Source organism: Streptomyces sp. NBC_01171, assembly GCF_045039805.1.
In the GTDB taxonomy this organism is placed as follows: Bacteria; Actinomycetota; Actinomycetes; order Streptomycetales; family Streptomycetaceae; genus Streptomyces.
Genome location: NZ_CP108609.1, coordinates 2,634,840 through 2,655,907 on the forward strand (window position 1 = coordinate 2,634,840; position 21,068 = coordinate 2,655,907).

The window sequence follows — 21,068 nt, forward strand, 5'->3', positions numbered from 1 at the left end:
GGGTCCCGCCTTCCCCTCTTTGATCGTCACGCTTCGGATGGGCGCCTCCGCCACCCCGGCAACCCGGTCCGAAACGGTCACCTCCCGATCCGTCGAGGACAGTTCCGTACACGCGTTACCAACCTGTCACCAACCGGCCTAGCGTCCTCCCCCAGGTGACCGGCTCCCCACAGCCGCCCAGACCAGGGGCGGCAGCCGGACATCACCGCCGAGGACCGTCCGTCGGCCGCCGTCTCCCCTGTGCGGACGGCCGCCGGACACCGGCCCGCCAAGGGATCGGAGGTTCTCGGCCGCACGAGTCCCATGGAAGGACGTGACGGTCCAGGTGGCAGCGCACCGAAAGCTCCGAGCGCGCTCACTCAGCGGCAACACGGCCCGCACGGCCGCCACTCTCGCCCTGGCGGGAGCGGCCACCGCGACGGCCTTCGACGGAACGGGACACGCCGAGCCGCAACTCACCACCGCCCAGGTCAAGGCCCAGGTGGACCGGCTGTACCGGGAGGCGGAGACCGCCACCGAGAAGTACAACGGCGCCCACGAGAAGGCGAGCGCCGCCCAGCACCGGCTGAACACCCTGCGCGACGAGACCGCCCGCAGGCAGGACAGACTCAACACCGCCCGTGGCGCCCTGGGCGCCTTCGCCGCCGCGCAGTACCGCGACGGCGCGATCGCCCCGAGCTGGCAGCTCGCCCTCTCCAGCAGCCCCGACCGCTACCTGGACGACGCCGCCTTCGCCGACCGCGCCGGCCACCGCCAGGCCCAGCAGGTGACCCGGGTACGCGCCCAGCTCCGGGAGATCGAGCGGCTGCGCGGCGCGGCCCGCATCGAGGCGAAGTCGGTACGGTCCCGGCAGGCGGAGCTGAAGCGGCAGAAGGACGCCGTCACCACCAAGCTCGAGCGGGCCCGGCAGTTGCTCGCCCGGCTCACCCCGCCCGAGCGGGAGAAGACCACCACCGGCGCCCCGGCGGTGCCCGTCCGCGCCGGCACCGGGGGCCGCTCCGCCCCGGCTCCCGCCACCTCCGGCAAGGCGTCCACCGGCCGTACGACCGCGCCGACCGCTCGGGTGCCCGCGCCCACCTCCCGCGCCTCGGCGGCCGTCGCCTACGCCTACCGGAAGCTCGGCAGCCCCTACGTGTGGGGCGCGACCGGCCCCGACGCCTTCGACTGCTCGGGGCTGATCCAGGCCGCCTACCGCTCCGCGGGCATCTCCCTCCCTCGCACCACCTACGCCCAGATCAACGCGGGCCGGCGCGTCTCCCGCTCCCAGCTCCAGCCCGGTGACCTGGTCTTCTTCTACTCCGGCGTCAGCCACGTGGGCATCTACGTCGGCAACGGCCGCATGATCCACGCGCCCAATCCCTCCGCGCCGGTCCGGGTGGCGCCCATCGACCAGATGCCGTTCGCGGGGGCCACCCGGGTGGCCTAGGGGTGCCGTCGGGGTGCGCCGGGCTTCCGGGGCGGCCGGGTCCGGGTCAGACCAGCCGGCGGGCCGTGGCCCAGCGGGTCAGCTCGTGCCGGTTGGAGAGCTGGAGCTTGCGCAGCACCGCGGAGACGTGGGACTCGACCGTCTTCACCGAGATGAAGAGCTGCTTGCCGATCTCCTTGTAGGCGTAGCCGCGCGCGATCAGCCGCAGCACCTCACGCTCGCGCTGGGTGAGACGGTCGAGGTCCTCGTCGACCGGCGGGGCATCGGTGGAGGCGAAGGCGTCCAGCACGAACCCGGCCAGCCGGGGCGAGAAGACCGCGTCGCCCTCCTGCACCCGGAAGATCGAGTCGATCAGGTCCGACCCGGTGATGGTCTTGGTGACGTAGCCGCGCGCCCCGCCCCGGATCACCCCGATCACGTCCTCCGCCGCGTCGGACACGGAGAGCGCGAGGAAGCGCACCGGCTGCTCGGGGTCCGCCATCAGGGCCGCGCTGCGCCGGAGCACCTCGACCCCGCCGCCGCCGGGCAGATGGACATCGAGCAGGACCACCTCGGGCCGGGCCGCGGTGATGACCGAGACCGCCTGGTCGACGTCCGCGGCCTCACCGACCACCTCGACCCCGGTCCGCGCGGTCTGCCCGATCTCCGCCTGCACGCCGGTACGGAACATGCGGTGGTCGTCCACGAGCACGACCCGCACATGCCGCCCGACCGTGCCCTCGGTGCCTTCCGCCGTCTCCGCGGTGTCGCGTCCGGGATCGGCCACCTCCGCCTCCCCCGTCGTGCCGTTCGCCTCGGTCGCGTCACTCATGCCGTCTTCTCCGCCCTCTCCATCTCCAACTCGACTTCCGTGCCGCCGTCCGGCACCGACCGCAGCCGGGCCGTACCGCCGTTGCGCTCCATACGCCCGATGATCGACTCCCTGACCCCCATGCGGTCGGCGGGTATGGAGTCGAGGTCGAAGCCCGGACCCCGGTCGCGGACGGACACGAAGACCGTACGGCCCTCGACCTCGGCGTAGACCTGCACGGCGCCGCCCTCGCCACCGTACTTGGCGGCGTTCACCATCGCTTCGCGCGCGGCCTGCATCTGCGCGGTCGTCCGGTCGTCCAGCGGGCAGTCGCCCACCACCACGACCTCTATGGGCACGCCGTGCTTGTCCTCCACCTCGGCCGCGTTGCGCCGCACCGCCTCCGCGACCGTGTCCGGCTCGTCGGCCTCGTCCTTGCCGGTGCCCTCCGGCTTGTACAGCCAGGTGCGCAGGTCCCGCTCCTGCGCACGGGCCAGGCGACGCACCTCCCCGGCGTTGTCCGCGTTGCGCTGTATCAGCGTGAGGGTGTGCAGCACCGAGTCGTGGACGTGCGCGGCGACCTCGGCCCGCTCCTGGGCGCGGATGCGCATCAGGCGCTCCTCGGACAGGTCCTGGGTCACGCGGACGAGATAGGGGCCGGCGAGCAGGGTGATGCCGACGAGCACGGCGAGCGCCGCCTCCAGCACCGCGCCCAGGTGGGCGGCGGACACCTGCATCACGAAGATCGCGGAGACCCCGGCGGTGACCAGCAGCACGCCCACGGCCGCCCGGAGCAGGGTGAGCGTGCGCCGACGGCCGCCGACCTCGACCCAGCGGGCCCGGCGGGCGTTGTCCGCCTGCCGCCACACCAGGGCGACACCGGCCGCGACCAGCACCACCGGCACCAGGTACGCCTTGGCCGTGTTGGTCAGGTTGACGCTGCCCAGGAAGACGATGGACACGATGACCATGAGGAGCAGCGCGACCATCTGCCCCTTGTCCGGCTTGCGGGCGACCAGTCTGCGGCGCCCCTCCGGCGAGGTCTCCGTGCCGACCAGCGAGGCCGGCTTGTGGTCGCCCACACCGCCGACGCCGAGCGGGACGAAGAACCAGAACGCGGCGTACAGCAGCGCACCGAGTCCGTTCGCCATGAGCAGGCCGACGAAGGCCAGCCGCACCCACACCACGGGCAGCCCGAGATGCCCGGCGAGCCCCCGCGCCACTCCGCCCAGCCAGCGGCCGTCACCGCTGCGGTAGAGCTTGCGCGGCGGCCGCGGGTCTTCGAGTGGGAGTGCTGCGGCTTCCGGCATGCCAACGATGGTCACACGGCGGCGGGGACCGGGGCATCAGGGTCGTCCCCCGAGACTCCCCTGATCTTCACCGGGGTTCCCCTGAGTCCCGGCGGACCGGTCCGGGCCGGAGCCACGGCCCGGAGTCGAACATCTCCCCCGCTCGTCTCAGGGGCGATTTCAGGGTTCGACCAGGGTCGACCCGACTGCCCACACGGCTCCCGGCCCGTCACCATGGACACATGACGGATCACGAGCACGCCGCGACGGGTCCGGGACCCGGCACCGGCCCACGCCCGGCCTCGGGCACCGGGCCGACGGATGCCGAACCCGCCGCGACGGAGCGGACGGGACCGGCTCAGGCGGACACCACAGGGACACAGGAGACGCCCGCGGGAGCGCAGGGCGCGGAGAGAGGGGGTGGAGGAGTGAGGGACACGGGAGAGAAGGACTCGGCAGCGCAGGGCTCGGCAGCCAGGGGCTCGGGGGGCGCGGGAGAAGCGGACACCCCGGCAGGGCACCGCCCCGGCACCGCCGAGACCCCCCACCGCTTCCGCCGCGACCGTCGGCACAAGATGATCGCGGGCGTGTGCGCGGGCCTCGGCCGGCACACGGACATGGACCCGGTGATCTTCCGCATCACCCTGGCGGTGCTGGCCGCGACCGGCGGCATCGGCCTCATCTTCTACGGCTTCGCCTGGCTCCTCGTGCCCTTCGACGACGAGGAGGAGAACGAGGTACGCAAGCTGCTGACCGGCCGGGTCGACGGACAGGCGCTGGCCGCCGTCCTGTTCGCCCTGATCGGCTGCGGGGTCATCCTGACCACCCTGCGCAACGGCGGGGTGCTGACCTTCGCCGTGGTGCTCTCCCTGCTGCTGGCCGGGGCCGGGTACTGGTCGCGGCACCGCGCCACCACCGACCCCGGCCCCTCCCCGAGCGACGAGCCGAACTCGCCCAGGGGCCACCCCATAGCCGCGCAGGCGGCGGCCGACGCCCCACCGGAGACCCAGGCACCGCCGATCTACTACAGCGGGCCCTCCTGGTGGCGGGACCCGATCGTCAAGGACGGCACCCACGTCGGCGGCACGGGGTACTTCTGGGGCCCCAGCGACGCCTACGAGGAGCACGTCTCGCCCTCCCCGCCCCTCGACTTCGTCATGCAGCTCCCCTGGCCCCACTCGCTCGCCGGACGCATACCGCGCGACAGGCGCACCAAGCCCCGGGGAGCGCGCTGGATCAGCGGCTGGGTGTTCCTGCTCGCCCTGCTGGCGGGCGGCCTGGGCGGCAGCCGCAACTGGGAGACACGCCCGCTGGCCACCAGCCTCCAGACCGGGCTGGCCTGCGCGCTGGTGGTGTTCGGACTGGGCATAGCCGTCAGCGCCTTCCTGGGGCGCACGGGGGGCGGGTCCGCCTTCATGGCCCTGCTGACGGCGCTGCTGCTGGCCGGCAGCGCGGTGCTGCCGAGCGATGCCACCTCGCACTGGCGGCAGACGGCCTGGCGGCCGGCGGCCCCGGCGGACGTCCGGCCCGTCTACGAGCTGGGGTCCGGCTCCGCCACCCTCGACCTGACCAAGGTGCGCCTGACCAAGGACCAGACGGTGTCCACCAGGGCGGGGCTGGGGGCAGGCCGGCTGCGCGTGATCGTCCCGGCGGACGCGGCGGCGGTGCTGAGCATCGACGTGGGGGTGGGCGACATCCGGTTGCCCGGTGACGACACGAAGGACGTGGACGTGCGGCCGGGCCGGCATGAGACGACGAACCTGGTGCCGGACAAGGGCACGAAGGAGGCTGGTGTGCTGCGGATCGACCTGCATGTGGGCATCGGACAGGTGGAGGTCAGCCGTGCTGCGTCATGAGTTCCAGCCCGGCCGGCTGGTCGGCGGGGTCTGCCTGACCGTCGCGGGCGCCCTCTACCTGGGGGACGTGCGCGGGCTGTGGGAGATCCCGTGGTTCACGGCCATCCCTCTGGCCGTCGGCGGCCTGTTCCTGGCGGGCGTGACCACCGCGCTCACTCGCGCCATACGCAGAAGGAACGGCGCGGAGGACGAGAAGGTCTGAGAGCCCGCCCGGTCCAGCCCCGCCCAGCCGGGTCCGCCCCCGGCTAGCGGTACCCGCCCGACCGGCGTCGGCGGCGGTCACGGAGGGAGGCGTCGACGGAGAGATAGGGGGTGCCGGCGAGGACGAGAGGGAGCCAGGCCATCAGGTAGGCGAGGTCGTTGCCGTAGTAGTACGGGCTGGTGGCCCAGCTCACGGTCAGCCACAGGCTCAGCGAGATCAGCGCACCGCCAAGGGCGGCCAGCCGGCCGAGGAGTCCGATCAGGATGCCGATGCCGACGGCCAGCTCGCCGAAGGCGATGGCGTAGCCGAAGCCGACGGGGCTCTTGAGGGCCAGGTCGACGAGGGCCGGGATGGCGGAGGAGTCCCGGACCGCGCGCATCGTGTCGCCGAGCGAACCGGCGCCGGCGGCCTTCATGAAGGCGCTGTCGGTGAGCTTGTCCAGACCGGCGTAGACGAAGGTGACGCCGAGGAAGATCCGGAGTGGGAGGAGGGCGTAACGGGTGGCGGTCGCCCGCCAGTCACGGTCCTCGTTGAGATGGGAGGTGTGTGTGTCCGTCCGCATACCGTGAGTCATCACTGCTAGCCGCCTCTCGCCCGCCGTCCCGGACCCCTCACCCGACGATACGTATGACGAAGGGAGCCGGTTCAATCCTCCCCGGACGATTTTCCGGATATCGGTGCACCGTACGGGGTACTCAGTCGGCCGTTCCGACCCGGCCCACCACCCGGCCCGTCACTTCGGCCCGGCCCGACACTTCGGCCCGGCCCACGGCCCCGGGTCAGTCCGTCACTTCGATCGGGTACCGGTTGGTGGCCAGCCCCGCCGCCGTCACCACCTGCACCTCCACCGCGCCGGGCTCCACCTCGACCGGGACCGGGACGGTGAGGACGCCGTCGGTGGGGTTGCGGAAGCCGCCGGCCACCGGGACCAGGGGCACATGGACGTCGACCGCGCCGATGCGGACGACCATGCGGGCGAGGCGGTCGGCGCCCTGGGCACCAGGCGGGACGAAGCCGGTGCCGCGGATCTCGATGTCGTCACCCGTGCGGATCGGGCCGTCCAGGTCGCCGGGCTCGCGGGCGCGGACCACGGAGAGCACCACCGGACGGCCGCCCTCGGCGTACTTGCCCGCCAGGTAGGTGGCCGCCGAGATCAGCACCAGCACGGCCAGCCCCCAGGGCAGGTCGGGGAGCTGGTCGGGGCGGCGGCCGAGGCGGACGGCGGCGAAGACCAGGGCGACGGCGCTGATGACGACGTACTGGATGTCGGCGAAGGCACCCCGGCCGGCGTCGTCGGTGAGCAGGTCGGCGGCGCGCGGCCGGTGCGCCGGGACCTTCTGGAGCCGCTGGCCGAGGACGCGCAGGCCGACCACCCGGCGTACCAGGACCGCGATGCCGCACACCACGGCGAGGACGGTCACCACACCGGCGCCGCGCGCGAGGTCGAGACCGGCGAGGAGGGAGTCGCGTTCGGCGGGGTCGGAGGCGGCGGCGAGGCGGCCCGCGAGCAGCAGGACGGCGTAGGCGACGAACAGCACCCAGCAGGCCGCGACCGTGCGGGAGGTGGACATCCGGTTGTCCTCGCCGATCATCGGGGCCAGCGCCCCGCCGCGCGCCCGGTGGAAGAAGCCGGCGAGGGTCAGCGCACCCGCGACGGCCACCGCGGCGAGCAGTGCGGCGGTGCGGGCGCTGCTCCAGCCCGCGCCGATCGCGGTGAGGGCCTGGGCGAGCAGCAGGATCACCACGGCGCCCCAGGCCAGGAAGGCGGTGCGGGTCCAGAGGCCGGCGAGCCAGGCGTCGCCCTCGGCGCGGCCGCGTTCGGCGACCGCCTCGGCGCGCTGGGCCAGTTCGGCGGAGATCCACTGGCGGGACGCCGAGGCGGAATGGGCCACGGCAGCGGGCAGCCCGCGTCCGGCGGCGAACTCGTCCCGGCCCTGCCGGAAGGCGGCGAGGGCACGCCGGTGGCCCTCGCGCGCCCCGTGCGGGCAGTCCCCGCACGCACAACCGCCCCCGTGGGCCCCCGCACCGTCCGCCGCGCTCTGCCTCGCCTCCTGCACCGCCACGACCGACGCCCGCCTTCCCCGCTACCCGAGATCCCGGAATACGGCCGTCACCCACAGCGCGTGCGGAGGCCGAGCAACTCCCCTTTGACAGATGCGAATTGTGCCCTACGCCGGGCACCCCGGGTTCGCCGGTCCGCGCAGGGCGGAAAGGACCGCCCATCCTGCTGACCCACTCGCACGCCCGTGCGGGACGCTCAGCTCAGCAGGTCGGGTTCGCTCCGGCTGATGTCCTGCCACAGGGGCTGGTAGTTGATCCAGGCCACGAGGTCGCCGCCGAGCTGTTCGCGGGTGGCGACGGCCTGCCGGTGGTCGATGAGGACGGGGCGTCCGGCGGCCTCGGCGGTGAGCTGGACCTGGCAGGAGCGTTCCATGGACATGAACCACCAGGCGGCCGCGTCGACCGAGTCGCCGACGGTGAGCAGGCCGTGGTTGCGCAGCACCAGGGCCTTGTTGGAGCCGAGCACCGAGGCGATGCGGCGGCCCTCCTCGGCGTCGACGGTGACGCCGGTGTAGGCGTCGTAGAGCGCGGTGTCCTCGTAGAAGGCGCAGCTCTCCTGGGTGATGGGGTCGGGGACCTCGCCGAGGGAGGCGAGCGCGCGGCCGTGCACGGAGTGGCAGTGGGCGACGGCGACGACGTCCGGGCGGGCCGCGTGGACCGCCGCGTGGACGGTGAAGGCGGCCTGGTTCACGTGGTAGCGGCCCTCGACGACCTGGCCGTCCTGGTTGGCCAGGACCAGGTCGCTCACGGTGACGTGCTTGAAGGGCATCCCGAAGGGGTTGACCCAGAAGCAGTCGCTGAACTCCGGGTCACGGGCGGTTATGTGGCCCGACACGCCTTCCTCGAACCCGGCGCGCCCGAAGAGGCGCAGGGCACCCGCGAGGCGTTCCTTGCGGTGGCGGCGTTCCTCGTCGACCGACTCGTGCATGGGCGGCATGGCGAACCGCAGCTTGTCGGTGGGCAGCGGCGAGGGAGGGGTGGGCCGGTGCATGAGTCCTCCAGCGCTGGGGTGCTTTACGGACCGGAAGTTACCGTCGGGTGGCGGGGTACCAAAAGAGGCCGAGTAGCGAAAAAGAGGTGGAACGGCCGGAGCCGTTCCACCTCGTGCGATGCCGGTCAGCGGGCCGGCACCGGGGTCACTCCCACTCGATGGTGCCCGGCGGCTTGGAGGTCACGTCGACGACGACGCGGTTGACGTCGCGGACCTCGTTGGTGATCCGGGTGGAGATCTTCGCCAGCACGTCATAGGGCAGCCGGGACCAGTCGGCGGTCATGGCGTCCTCGGAGGAGACCGGGCGCAGCACGATCGGGTGGCCGTAGGTGCGGCCGTCGCCCTGGACGCCGACCGAGCGGACGTCGGCGAGCAGGACGACCGGGCACTGCCAGATCTCGCGGTCGAGACCGGCGGCGGTCAGCTCCTCGCGGGCGATGGCGTCGGCGTCGCGCAGCAGGTCCAGGCGCTCCTTGGTGACGTCGCCGACGATGCGGATGCCGAGGCCGGGGCCGGGGAAGGGCTGGCGCTGGACGATCTCGTCGGGCAGGCCCAGCTCCTGGCCCACCATGCGGACCTCGTCCTTGAACAGCTTGCGCAGCGGCTCGATGAGCTGGAACTCGAGGTCCTCGGGGAGGCCGCCGACGTTGTGGTGCGACTTGATGTTGGCGGTGCCGGTGCCGCCGCCGGACTCGACCACGTCCGGGTACAGGGTGCCCTGGACCAGGAACTCCACGGCCGGGCCCTCGTCCGCGATGATCTCGGCCTGGGCCTGCTCGAAGACGCGGATGAACTCGCGCCCGATGATCTTCCGCTTCTCCTCGGGGTCGGAGACCCCGGCGAGCGCCTTGAGGAAGCGCTCCTCGGCGTCGACGACCTTGAGCTGGACGCCGGTGGCGGCGACGAAGTCCTTCTCGACCTGCTCGGTCTCGCCCTTGCGCATCAGGCCGTGGTCGACGTAGACGCAGGTGAGCTGGGAGCCGATGGCCTTCTGGACCAGGGCCGCGGCGACGGCGGAGTCCACGCCGCCGGACAGGCCGCAGATGGCACGCTTGTCGCCGACCTGCTCGCGGATCGCGGCGACCTGCTCCTCGATGACGTTGCCCGTGGTCCAGGACGGGGTCAGGCCCGCGCCCCGGTACAGGAAGTGCTCCAGCACCTGCTGGCCGTGCGTGGAGTGCATGACCTCGGGGTGGTACTGGACGCCGTAGAGCTTCTTCTCGTCGTTCTCGAAGGCGGCGACCGGGACCACGTCGGTGGAGGCGGTGACGGTGAAGCCCTCGGGGGCGGCGGAGCAGGCGTCGCCGTGGGACATCCACACGGGCTGCTCGTCCGGGGTGCCCTCGAACAGGGTGGAGCCGGACATGGAGACGTGCAGCCCGGTACGGCCGTACTCGCGGGCGCCGCTGTTGTCGACGGTGCCGCCGAGGGTCTGGGCCATGAGCTGGAAGCCGTAGCACATGCCGAAGACGGGGACGCCGGCCTCGAAGAGGTCGCCGTCGAGCTGCGGGGCGTTCTCCTCGTAGACCGAGGAGGGGCCTCCGGAGAGGATGATCGCCGCGGGGTTCTTGGCGAGCATCTCGGCCACCGGCATGCTGCTGGGCACGATCTCGCTGTAGACCCGCGCCTCGCGGACGCGACGGGCGATGAGCTGGGCGTACTGCGCGCCGAAGTCGACGACCAGGACGGTGTCGGGGGCGGCGGCAGACTGGGTCGCTGATGACACGGGGTGCCTTCCGGCGGTTGGGCGGGGGTCTGTATGACCGATTCTAACGGGGTGGGCGCCGACCCCCTCCCGGACGCCGGAGGAAGAGGTCCACAGGCGGTCCGGGGTGACTGGCAGCCGTGGCATACTGACCCCGTGTTCACCCAGACGACCTTCCGCTTTACCTATGGCACCGGGCCCGCCGGCTGCCATGGTCGTTCTGCTTGAGCACATAACAAGCGACTTCCGACAGGCGCTCCGGGCCGACAAGGCCCGGAGCGCCTGTCGTCTTTCCGGGTCCTGCCGGTCCGGGGCGGCCATCAGCGACCAGGAGCCCCGCATGACCACTGCCACCCCGCACACCGGGCCCGAGCGGACCATCGACGACGCCCGCGAGCGGATCGACGCGCTCGACGACCGGATCATCGGCCTCGTCCAGGAGCGGATGGCCGTCTCCGCCGTCGTCCAGCAGACCCGGATCGCCTCCGGCGGCCGCCGGGTGAGCCTCTCCCGCGAGATGGAGATCCTCGGCCGCTACCGGGACGCCCTCGGCAAGCCCGGCACGGCGCTCGCCATGACCCTGCTGGAGCTGTGCCGGGGTCGCATCTGAGTTCGGTGCCGCTCTCACCCGTACGGCGCGTGACCGGCTCGCGCACCGCTTCGTTGAGCCCGTTGTCCGTGCCAGCCAGGGGCGGGCCCGACAGAACCACGCGTGGCTCGCCGGGGCGATGAGGCGTACGGGTCGTGCCGTACGCCGTGGGACCTCGTCCCGGAGTAGTGACCGGACGGCAGGGGACAGCAGCCCGGTCACCCAAGAGAACGGCCGGCTCCGGGGACGCCCGGGGCCGTCCGACGGACAACTGCACATATGAACCCGTGCCGGACCGGGCGGCCGCGGACGCCTCAGGGCGTGCGGCACGCAGCGCACCCTCCCCATGTCCCCCGCGCATCCCCGGCACCCTCGCCGCACCACCACCGCCACCGGTGCGGACCGTCGAGGCGGGCGGCGTGACCCCCCGGCGCCGCTTCCCCGGCACCGGCGCTTCCCTCACGCCGGTGCTGACGACAAGGGCCTCGCGGCCGAGTCCCGCGGGGCCCTTCGTCACGCCCGCACCCTGGCGTGATCGACGCCACACCGGAATCCGGGCCACCGGTACAACCCCCGGCCGTCCTCGCGCATCGAACCAGGCACCGGGATCAAGAAAACGGTGAGAATCGAGGGACCTGCGTTCGGAGGGGGACGCAGGTCCCTGTCTCTTTCCCAGCCGCCCGTTCAGCTCTTTTTCGGCGGCACCTCCGGCACCGCCAGCAACGGCAGCCGGAGCGCGCCGAAGGCGTCCGCCGGGACGGCGGGAGTGCGCGGCGCCACCGCCTCCAGCCGCTCGTACGCCGCTCCCGGCGCCGGCCGCGGGTCCTCCTCGCCCTTGTTCGGCCAGTACGCCATGGCCCGCTCGGCCTGCGCGGTGATCGTCAGCGACGGGTTCACGCCCAGGTTCGCGGAGACCGCCGCCCCGTCCACCACCGAGATGCCGGGGTGCCCGTACAGCCGGTGGTACGGGTCGATCACGCCGGTCTCCGCGGAGTCGCCGATGGGGCAGCCGCCGAGGAAGTGGGCGGTCAGCGGGGTGCCCATCAGCTCGCCGACGTTGCTGCCCGCGAAGCCGTTGATCTCCGCGGCGAGCGCGGAGGCGGCCTCGGTGGCGGCCTTGATCTGGGTCGGGTTGGGCGCGCCGTGGCCCTGCCGGGCGGTCAGCAGGCCCTTGCCGACGCCGCCGGGCTTCAGGTACGTCGTCAGGGAGTTGTCCAGCGACTGCATCACCAGGCCGATGATGGTCCGCTCCGACCAGCGCCGGTTGGAGACGGAGCGGGCGAGCTGCACCGGGTGCCGGACGGCGTGCGCGAGCCAGCCGAGGACGCGCGAGGAGCCCTCGGCGTAGGGCACCTGGAGGATGGTGAGGCCGCCCATCGAGTTGGAGCCCTTGCCGTAGCGGACCGGCTCGATGTGGGTGTCGGCGTCCGGGTGGACGGAGGACGTGATGGCCACCCCGCGCGTGAAGTCGACCTTGTCCGCGCCGTGCGCCTTGCGGTAGCGCCGGTTGTCGGTCTGGGCGCCGACCAGGGCCTCGGAGTTGGTGCGGGTGAGGTCACCGAGCCGGGGGCTGAGGTGGGGCAGCAGGTGGCTGGCCTTCATGCGGTGCAGCAGGGTCTGGGTGCCGTAGGTGCCGGCCGCGAGGACGACCCGGCGGGCGGTGAACAGCCGCCCTCGGCCGGTGCGTTTGCGGTCGGTGGGCAGGGTGGCGACCGCGTAGCCGCCGCGCGAGTCGTCGGTGACGGAGACGACGGTGGTCAGCGGGTGCACCACCGCGCCCGCCTTCTCCGCGAGGTACAGGTAGTTCTCGTTGAGGGTGTTCTTCGCGCCGTGCCGGCACCCGGTCATGCACTCGCCGCACTCGGTGCACGCCCGCCGCGCGGGCCCGGCACCGCCGAAGTACGGGTCCGCGACCTGCTCGCCGGGCCGCGCCTTGGCCGCACCGTCGGCGTCCTCGCCGTCCCCGAAGAACACGCCGACCGGCGCCATGTGGAAGGTGTCGCCGACGCCCATCCGCTGCGCCGCCGCCTTCAGATGCGTGTCGGAGGGGGTAGTCGTCGGGTTGAGCCGGACCCCGAGCATCCGCTTGGCCTGGTCGTAGTACGGCGACAGCTCGTCCTGCCAGTCGGTGATGTGCCGCCACTGGGCGTCCTCGAAGAACGGCTTCGGCGGTACGTACAGGGTGTTGGCGTAGTTGAGGGAGCCGCCGCCGACGCCGGCGCCGGCCAGCACCATGACGTTGCCCAGCAGATGGATGCGCTGGATGCCGTACAGGCCGAGCCTCGGGGCCCAGAGGTAGTTGCGCAGGTCCCAGGAGTTGCGGGGCAGGGTGGCGGGGGTGAAGCGGCGGCCCGCCTCCAGGACGCCGACGCGGTAGCCCTTCTCGGTCAGGCGCAGGGCGGTCACCGAGCCGCCGAAGCCGGAGCCGACCACGAGCACGTCGTAGTCGTAACCGTCGTCGCGCCCTTCCTCGTTCCGGGTCTGGACAGTCTTCTCCTGCGGCACGTGCTCTCCTCGTCGAGAACGGTGGTGGAACGGCGGATCAGGTCGGCGAGAAGGCGTCAGCGGAAGCGGAACGCCTTCATCACCTTCAGGCTGCGGCTCATGAAGGCCGCGTACGCGGCGTCGTCCATGCCGAGCGAGGGCGCCATGGGCAGCAGCCGCTGGTGGGCGACGGTCTGGGCCTCGGTGTACTTGAGGATGCCCTCGGAGCCGTGGCGGCGGCCGAGGCCGGAGTCCTTCATGCCGCCCATCGGGGACTGGGCGCTGCCGTACGCGGGGGCGTACCCCTCGTTGACGTTGACCGTGCCGGTGCGCAGCCGGGCGGCGATCTCCAGGCCGCGCTTGGCGCTGGTCGTCCACACCGAGGCGTTGAGGCCGTACGGCGTGGCGTTGGCGCGCTCCACGGCCTCGTCGTCCGAGCCGAAGCGGTAGACGGAGACGACCGGGCCGAAGGTCTCCTCGGCGCAGACGGACATGGTGTCGTCGACGCCGTCGAGGATGGTGGGCTCGAAGAAGTACGGGCCGATGTCGGGCCGGGCCACCCCGCCCGCGAGCACCTTGGCGCCCTTGGCGACGGCCTCGGTCACATGCGCCTCGACGGCCTTGAGCTGGCGTTCCCCGGCCAGCGAGCCCATGTCGGCGCCGTAGGCGAGGGCGGTGCCGAGCCGCATGGCCTTCGTGCGGGCGGCGAAGCGCTCCAGGAAGGCGTCGGCGACCGACTCGTGGACGTACAGCCGCTCGATGGAGATGCAGAGCTGCCCGGCCGAGGAGAAGCAGGCGCGTACGGCGCCGGCGGCGGCCTTCTCGATGTCCGCGTCGTCCAGGACCAGCATGGCGTTCTTGCCGCCGAGTTCGAGGGAGACGCCGATCAGGCGGGCGGCGGCGCCCTGGGCGACCTCGCGGCCGGTGCGGGTGGAGCCGGTGAAGGAGACGTAGTCGGCGTGGCGGACGATCTCCGGGCCGACCACCGGGCCCTCGCCGAGGACCACTTGGAAGACCCCGGCGGGCAGTCCGGCCTCGATCAGCAGGTCACGGGCCCACAGGGCGGTCAGGCAGGTCTCGGTGTCCGGTTTCATCACGACCGCGTTGCCGGTGACGAAGGCGGGCAGGGCGTCGCCGACGGAGAGTTCGAGCGGGTAGTTCCAGGGGGCGATCTGGCCCACGACCCCGCGCGGGTGCCGCAGTTCGGTGACCTTGGTCAGGGTCGGCATGGCACCGGTGTGCCGCTTGGGCCGCAGGTAGGCGGGGGCCCGGCGGCCGTAGTGCCGGGCGGCGACGACGACGGCCTGCACCTCCTCGTGGGCGTGCAGCCGCGCCTTGCCGGTCTCCAACTGGATGAGGTCGAGCACCTCCGACTGGCGCTCCAGCAGCAGGTCGTGGAAGCGCAGCAGCACCGCCGCCCGCTCGCGCACCGGGGTTCGCTCCCACACCCGCTGGGCGGCGCGGGCGGCCTCGAAGGCGGCGGCGACGTCGTCCGGACTGGACTCGGGCAGGTCGGCGAGCTTTGCCCCGGTGAGCGGGGTGTGGTTGCTGGTCCGGCCCGAGCCGGTGACGCCCTTGGTGAGCTGGGCCAGCAGCTCGGGGGTGACCACGTCGGTGGCGGTGCGCACGCCCTCGGGGGCCGGGGCGATCGGATTGGTGCCGGTGACTTCCGGGGCCTGCGAGTCCGTCATGAGCCGCAGGGTATGCCGGTGGCCGCCCTTTCGGTACCCGTCGGTAACGGGGTTTCACCGGCCGCACACATTCCGCCAGTGATCACTGGCGGTGAACGTGCTGATCAGCGCGTTGTCGGCCCGGTCACTCGGCTCCGGGTTTTTTCGACAGCAGCAGTCCGAGGGCCGCGAGCGGGGTACGGCGGACGACCGGGGCGGGGGTCACGATCGTCTGCGTGGGTTCCGTGACGGGTTCGGGCTCCGGCTCCCCGACCTTCACGCCGGCGCATCTCTCCAGCTCCGCCGCCACCTGCGCCGCGTCCGGCCGGGTGTCGGGGTCCGGAGTGCGCAGGCGGTCCAGCAGCGGGGCGAGCGGGCCGGGGGCGCCGTCCGTCATGGCGGCGAGCAGCGCGCCGAGCGACCACAGGTCGGACGCGGGTCCGGCACCCCGCCCGGACGCCCGCTCCGGCGCGACGAACCCCTCGGGGGCGTCCTCGGTGTGCCGGTCACCGATCCCGAAGTCCGTGACGACCACGCGCCCGGTGCCGGACTCGATCAGCACGTTGGCGGGCTTGATGTCCCGGTGCACGATGCCCACGGCGTGCGCGGCGCGCAGCGCGCCCAGCACGGCGAGCCCGATCCGGGCCGCCTCGGCGGACGGCAGCGGACCGCGCCGTACGGTCTCGCGCAGCGACTCGCCCTCCACCCACTCCATGACGATCCAGGGCAGCCCGTCCTCACCGACCACGTCCAGGACCCGCACGGCGGAGGGGTGGCGTACGCGGGCGGCGGCGCCCGCCTCGCGCTGGAGCCGGTGCGCGGTCCGCCCGGCCTCCTCGCCCGCCGGACCGCCGGGCAGCCGGGGCTCCTTGACGGCGACCAGGTCCCCGTCCCGCTCGTCGCGGGCGCGCCAGACGGTGCCGGTCGGACCGGCCCCGACCCGTTCGAGGAGCCGGTAGCGCCCGCCGAGCGAGGGTCCGTCGAGCGGGGGTGCGCCGTCGTCACTCATGCCCCATCAGTACCGCGCGCACCCGGTCCTTGTCGACGCGGGTGCACGCCTTCAACTCGGCCGGTTTCAGGGCTTGTCGAAGCGCACCCCGGCAATGGCCTCCTTGGCCACCTCGCGCCCCCGCGCGGTGAAGTCGCCCTTGCCCGGATAGCCGACGACGAGCTTGTACATGTCGCCCGAGGCGGTCCGGTAGTAGAAGAGCTGGAGTTCGCGCGGGAGCGGGTTCTGCGTGTCGTCGGTGGTGTAGGAGACGGTGTTCCGCGCCGCCTTCCGCCCCTGGTACGTGGCCGAGCCGTCCGGCTTCGTCTTCGCGCCGCCCGGCATGTCGAGCTGGTACGCGCCGTCCTTCTTGAACTTCTCGTCGTCGGCGTACATCTGGGCGGCCGCGTTGCTCTGGATGGCGTTCAGGGAGTCGTCGCCCTTGCGGTCCAGGCTCAGCACGACGGAGACGGCACCGCTCCAGTCGGAGTACGACACCCAGTTCCGGTCGGTGTCGTCCTTCTTGGGGAGCTTCACCTGGTAGCTCTCCGGGACGGCGAGGGTGGCACCCAGCGCGGGCGCCTTCCGGTCGGTCCAACCGTCGGGCAGCGGGCCCGCGAACGGGTCGGCCAGCACCAGCCAGCCGACGACGGCGGCCACCACCACGGCTGCTCCGGCCCCGAGCCATGTCCGGCGGCCCGGCCGCCACCGGGGCGCGGACACGGCCTCGGTGCGGGGCGGCGGCGCCGGGGGCCGAACGGCGGCCTCCAGCAGGGCGCGTACCTGTGGTGCCGTCGGACGGGCGGCCGGGTCCTTGCGGAGCAGGCCGTCGATGACCTCGGCCAGCGGGCCCCGCGCGGCGGGCGGCGTGGGGGTGGCGTGCAGCACGGACTGGAGGGTGGCCGGGGTGTTGCTGCGCCGGAACGGCGACACGCCCTCGGTCGCCGTGTACAGGACGACGCCGAGGGACCACAGGTCGCTCGCCGGTCCCGGCCGCTGCCCCAGCACCCGTTCGGGCGCGGTGTACTCGGGCGAGCCGACGAAACCGCCGGTGTCGGTGAGCTGGGTCTCGCCCTCGATCTGCGCGATGCCGAAGTCGGTGAGGACGACCCGGTCGTGCCGGCCCAGCAGGACGTTGTCCGGCTTCACGTCCCGGTGCAGGACGCCCGCCGTGTGCGCGGTCTCCAGCGCGCCGAGCACGTCGAGGCCGATCCGGGCCGCCTCGCGCGGGTCCAGTGTGCCCTCCTGGAGGGCGCTGCCGAGGGAGCGGCCGTGCACCAGCTCCATGACGATCCAGGGGCGGCCGTCGACCACGGCGACGTCGTGCACGTCCACCACGGACGGGTGGTCGAGACGGGCCGCGGCGCGGGCCTCGCGGCGCATCCGCTCGAAGACGTTGGCGCGTTCGCGCTCGGAGAGGTGGTCGGGCACGCGGGGTTCCTTGACGGCCACCTCGCGCTCCACCGTCTCGTCCCTGGCCCGCCACACCGTGCCCATCCCGCCGTGCCCGAGCTTGCCCAGCAGCCGGTACCGGCCGGCGATCAGCCGCCCCGCGCCGGGCTCCTGGGCCGGCTGGGGCGCTTGCGCGGGTACGGCCGGCTCGCGCGGCGGCCCCGGGTCCTGGTCCGGTGGACGCAGTACGAAACTCGTCGTGTCGTCGGCCGCACGGCCGACTCCCCCGTCGCTGCTCATGGTTCATGCCTACCAAGCGGTCCACGCATGCAGCCAGGGGGAACGGGAACCGGTCACAGAGCCGTGACCAAGCCGGGTCCGCCCCGTGGTCGTCTCAGGGAGCCGTGACGGTGAAGGTGTCCACGGCCACGTCGAAGTGCTCGCGGGCCTCGCGCACCTTGCCGACGGGGCCCGAGACCCACACGTCGTACATCCGGCCGCCCTCCTCCCAGCACAGGTCGTAGGTGTGCCGGGCGCCCTCGGCGCGGGTGTAGCCGTTCCAGGTGAACTCCCAGAGCGCGGCGGGGTGTTTCTCGTGGCTGGTCTCGGTGACGCGGCCGTCGCGGTAGCCGGGGTTGCTGTCCGCGCCCTCGGCGGCGAGGCGTTCCAGGACGGCGGCGGGGCCTCCGGGTTCCGGCGGGGAGATCTTGATGCCGAGGCGGAAGGTTCCCCCGGCGGAGAGGTAGAAGACGCGCTCGCCCTGCCGTTCACGGGTGAAGCCGTCCGGCACGGCCAGGGCGAAGCCCGCGGGGTCGCGGGCGGTGCGGTACCCGGAGGGCGCCTGGGTGCCGGTGGGGCCCGGTGTGCGGGAGGCGGAGGGGGCGCCGGGCGCGTCGTCGCCGCCGCCCCGGTTCTCGTGCAGCATCAGCACCGCCGCCGACACCGCCGCTCCGGCCACCGCGGCGACCAGCAGGGCGGCGATCAGCCGGGCCCGCCTCGGGGACGCCGGTGCGGCGGGGCTCTGCGGTGGTTCGGGCACGGCCGGCGGCGCGTCGGACTTGGCGCCGCGTACCGCGCCGAGCAGCCGGAGGGTGCGCGCGGCGGCGGGGACGCCGGACGCGGGCGGCATACGGCCGGTCTCCAGGTAGGTGCGCAGCATGCGTTCGGCGTCGGCGGCGCCGAGCCGCAGTTCGGGGTCGCGCTCCAGCAGGCCCCGGATGACGGGGAGCAGCGGGCCGGCCTCGGCGGGCGGCCGGATCTCGTCGGTGACGACGGCGTGCAGGATGCCGCCGAGCGAGTCGCGCCGGAAGGGCGACTCGCCGCTGAGCGCGGCACACAGCAGCGCGCCCAGCGACCACAGGTCGGAGGCGGGCCCGCCGCGCAGCCCCGACATCCGCTCCGGGGCGGTGTATTCGGGCGAGCCGACGAAGGAACCGGTCTCGGTGAGCGTCGTCGCTCCCGCGACCCGGGCGATACCGAAGTCGGTGAGCACGACCCGGTCGGTGCCGGACTCCAGCAGCACGTTGGCGGGCTTGATGTCCCGGTGCAGCACCCCGGCCGCGTGCGCGGTGGCCAGCGCGCTCAGCAGGTCGGCGCCGATCCGGGCGGCCTCGGCGGCGTCCACCGGGCCGCCGGCGGCGATGCGCTCGGCGAGCGAGCAGCCGCCGATCAACTCCATGACGAGGTACGGGCGTTCGTCCTGCTCGACCACGTCGTGCACCACGATGATGTGCGGATGCCGCAACTGCGCGACCGCTCGCGCCTCCCGGAAGGAGTGCTCCCGCCTCCGGCGCGCGTCCTCCTCGGACAGCGAGTCGTCCAGGGTGAGTTCCTTGACCGCCACCTGACGCCCCAGCACCAGATCGTCGGCCCGCCAGACGACACCCATCCCGCCGCGTCCGATGCGCGCCTCAAGGCGGTAACGGCCCGCGACCACACGGAGGTCGTGCCCCTCGGTCCCCATACCGCCCATCATGCCGCACCGGACCCACCCCCTCCGGGGCGCTGACCGGCCAAGGTACGGCGCTGACGGCCGCCCGCCCCGACCACGCCCGGGCCGTCACCCCTCCTGGAAGCTGCGCAGAATCCAGTTGAACTGCTTCTTGGTGGTGGGCCAGTCGTCGGCCGGGGAGGACGCGTAGACGGCGTACTCGGTGTCGTCGGCCTTCATGTAGCCGACGTCGATCGCGTGGTAGGGACCCGGGAAGTAGTGGGGGCCGTCCTTGGCCAGGGCGTTCCAGGTGTACTCCCAGCGGGCGCCCGGCTCGTCGCGGAACACCTCCTCCTTCAGGACCAGCCGCTTGTACTCCAGCAGCCGGGGTGAGACCCGCTGGTCCAGGTCGGTCAGGTGCTCGTAGGAGGTGCGGAAGTCCGGGTCGGTGTCGACGGCGACCCGGACCAGGTGCTTACCCCTGTCGGGTGAGTAGTCGACCTGCCGTATGCCGTCCTGGTCGATGGAGACGGACCGCTTCCAGCCCTTGGGCAGGGAGAGGCTGAAGCCGACCGGGTCGTCGTACCGCTCCCAGTCGTCGGGGACGGCGTTGGAGCCGTTCGTCGCCGACGCGGAGGCGGACGGGCTGTCCGTGGGGTCGTCCTCGCCCGCCGCCTGGTGGCCCCCGCCCCACTGGAGGTAGCCGACGGCCAGGCTCGCGCCGAAGACCAGGACGGCTGCGGCGGCCAGGGCGAGCATGCGGGTGCGGTGGCCGCGACGGGCCGGGCCGGGGGCTACGGGCGTGACGGCGGTGTCGCGGGGGGCCGGGACGGTGCTCTGCGGGGGCGGGGTGAACACCGGCGCGGTCTGCGTCTGGCGGCCCGCTGCCGCGTCGTCCAGCATGCGCTCGGCCGTGGACAGGTCGGGGCGGCGGGCAGGGTCCTTGTGGAGCAGGGCGGCGATGACCGGGGCGAGGGGGCCGGCGTTGCGCGGCTCCTCGGCCTCCTCCTCCACGACGGCCTGCATGGTGCCCAGGGCCGAGGTGCGGCGGAAGGGCGAGCGGCCCTCGACGGCGGTGTACAGCGTCGCCCCGAGCGCCCACAGGTCGGAGGCGGGACCGGGGTCGTGGCCGCGTATTCGCTCCGGCGCGAGGTAGTCGACCGAGCCGACGACCTCACCGGTACGGGTGATGGTGCTGTCGCCCTCGATCTGGGCGATGCCGAAGTCGGTGAGCAGCACCCGGCCGTCCCGGCCCAGCAGGACGTTGCCGGGCTTCACATCACGGTGCAGCACACCCGCCGTGTGCGCCGCGCGCAGCGCCCGCAGCACCCACAGTCCGATCCGCGCGGCCTCGCGGGGCTCGATCCGCCCGCGCTCCTTCACCGCGTCGGCCAGCGACTCGCCCTCGACCAGCTCCATCACGATCCACGGGCGGCCGTCGTGCTCCAGCACGTCGTGCACGGTGACGACGGCGGAGTGGTTGATGCGCGCGGCGGCCCGGGCCTCGGCGCGGGTGCGGGCCAGCAGCACGTGCTGGTCGCTCTCGGAGACGTACAGCGCCGCGGTCAGCTCCTTGACGGCGACCTTCCGGTGCAGCACCTCGTCATGGGCGCGCCACACCCGTCCCATGCCGCCGCTGCCGATGGAATCGGTGAGCCGGTAACGGCCCGCCACGAGCTGGCCCTGCATCTGATT

Annotated in this window: 16 protein-coding genes; 4 read left to right on the forward strand and 12 right to left on the reverse strand. The window is 73.2% G+C overall.

Translation table 11 applies throughout. The features are described 5' to 3' along the window. Positions 1–325: 325 nt before the first annotated feature. Entirely contained in the window at positions 326–1,426 is a 1,101-nt protein-coding gene (locus tag OG448_RS11955; protein WP_405553421.1) for an NlpC/P60 family protein, read from the forward strand. A gap of 46 nt (positions 1,427–1,472) precedes the next feature. Here the strand turns inward: OG448_RS11955 and OG448_RS11960 are convergent, their stop codons facing one another. Both OG448_RS11960 and OG448_RS11965 read right to left on the reverse strand, forming a co-directional pair. Further along, the gene (locus OG448_RS11960; protein ID WP_405553423.1) at positions 1,473–2,237 is read right to left on the reverse strand and encodes a LuxR C-terminal-related transcriptional regulator; all 765 of its coding nucleotides are present in this window, start codon (positions 2,235–2,237) and stop codon (positions 1,473–1,475) included. Beyond that, positions 2,234–3,526, reverse strand: coding sequence for a PspC domain-containing protein (locus OG448_RS11965; RefSeq protein WP_399566702.1), 1,293 nt, complete (start codon positions 3,524–3,526; stop codon positions 2,234–2,236). Before OG448_RS11965 ends, OG448_RS11960 begins: the two co-directional genes overlap by 4 nt. 221 nt (positions 3,527–3,747) lie before the next feature. On the opposite strand from OG448_RS11965, the gene OG448_RS11970 reads away from it, so the two are divergent. Beyond that, entirely contained in the window at positions 3,748–5,361 is a 1,614-nt protein-coding gene (locus OG448_RS11970) for a PspC domain-containing protein (RefSeq protein WP_405553425.1), read from the forward strand. Continuing rightward, positions 5,348–5,563: a hypothetical protein gene (locus OG448_RS11975; RefSeq protein ID WP_405553427.1), complete on the forward strand. Its 216-nt coding sequence runs from the start codon at positions 5,348–5,350 to the stop codon at positions 5,561–5,563. Before OG448_RS11970 ends, OG448_RS11975 begins: the two co-directional genes overlap by 14 nt. A gap of 43 nt (positions 5,564–5,606) precedes the next feature. Here OG448_RS11975 and OG448_RS11980 read toward each other — a convergent pair whose 3' ends face one another. The 4 genes from OG448_RS11980 to guaA all read right to left on the reverse strand — a co-directional run bounded on the left by OG448_RS11980 (position 5,607) and on the right by guaA (position 10,341). After that, entirely contained in the window at positions 5,607–6,137 is a 531-nt protein-coding gene (locus OG448_RS11980) for a DoxX family membrane protein (RefSeq protein WP_405553428.1), read from the reverse strand. Between the two features lie 205 nt (positions 6,138–6,342). Beyond that, a complete protein-coding gene (locus OG448_RS11985; protein ID WP_405553430.1) occupies positions 6,343–7,626 on the reverse strand; it encodes a hypothetical protein in 1,284 nt (427 codons plus the stop codon). Between the two features lie 194 nt (positions 7,627–7,820). Continuing rightward, a complete protein-coding gene (locus OG448_RS11990) occupies positions 7,821–8,615 on the reverse strand; it encodes a class II aldolase/adducin family protein (RefSeq protein WP_405553432.1) in 795 nt (264 codons plus the stop codon). A 145-nt stretch (positions 8,616–8,760) separates the two neighbouring features. Then, positions 8,761–10,341 carry a glutamine-hydrolyzing GMP synthase gene (guaA, locus tag OG448_RS11995; RefSeq protein WP_405553434.1) on the reverse strand — a complete coding sequence of 527 codons (1,581 nt, stop codon included), beginning with the start codon at positions 10,339–10,341 and terminating at the stop codon, positions 8,761–8,763. A gap of 319 nt (positions 10,342–10,660) precedes the next feature. Between guaA and OG448_RS12000 the strand changes: the two genes are divergently transcribed. After that, a complete protein-coding gene (locus tag OG448_RS12000) occupies positions 10,661–10,930 on the forward strand; it encodes a chorismate mutase (protein ID WP_391295201.1) in 270 nt (89 codons plus the stop codon). A 663-nt stretch (positions 10,931–11,593) separates the two neighbouring features. On the opposite strand, the gene OG448_RS12005 is transcribed toward OG448_RS12000, so the two are convergent. From OG448_RS12005 to OG448_RS12030, 6 genes are all read right to left on the reverse strand, one after another. Beyond that, the gene (locus tag OG448_RS12005) at positions 11,594–13,414 is read right to left on the reverse strand and encodes a GMC family oxidoreductase N-terminal domain-containing protein (RefSeq protein ID WP_405553436.1); all 1,821 of its coding nucleotides are present in this window, start codon (positions 13,412–13,414) and stop codon (positions 11,594–11,596) included. A gap of 56 nt (positions 13,415–13,470) precedes the next feature. Beyond that, positions 13,471–15,084 carry a succinic semialdehyde dehydrogenase gene (locus tag OG448_RS12010; protein ID WP_405553438.1) on the reverse strand — a complete coding sequence of 538 codons (1,614 nt, stop codon included), beginning with the start codon at positions 15,082–15,084 and terminating at the stop codon, positions 13,471–13,473. A 124-nt stretch (positions 15,085–15,208) separates the two neighbouring features. Beyond that, entirely contained in the window at positions 15,209–16,072 is an 864-nt protein-coding gene (locus OG448_RS12015) for a serine/threonine-protein kinase (RefSeq protein WP_405553440.1), read from the reverse strand. Between the two features lie 66 nt (positions 16,073–16,138). Then, positions 16,139–17,743, reverse strand: a complete 1,605-nt coding sequence (locus tag OG448_RS12020) for a serine/threonine-protein kinase (RefSeq protein ID WP_405553442.1) — start codon at positions 17,741–17,743, stop codon at positions 16,139–16,141. Positions 17,744–17,837: 94 nt separating this feature from the next. Beyond that, positions 17,838–19,406, reverse strand: a complete 1,569-nt coding sequence (locus tag OG448_RS12025) for a protein kinase domain-containing protein (protein ID WP_405553444.1) — start codon at positions 19,404–19,406, stop codon at positions 17,838–17,840. A 96-nt stretch (positions 19,407–19,502) separates the two neighbouring features. Further along, a complete protein-coding gene (locus tag OG448_RS12030) occupies positions 19,503–21,062 on the reverse strand; it encodes a serine/threonine-protein kinase (protein WP_405553446.1) in 1,560 nt (519 codons plus the stop codon). Positions 21,063–21,068 lie beyond the last annotated feature (6 nt).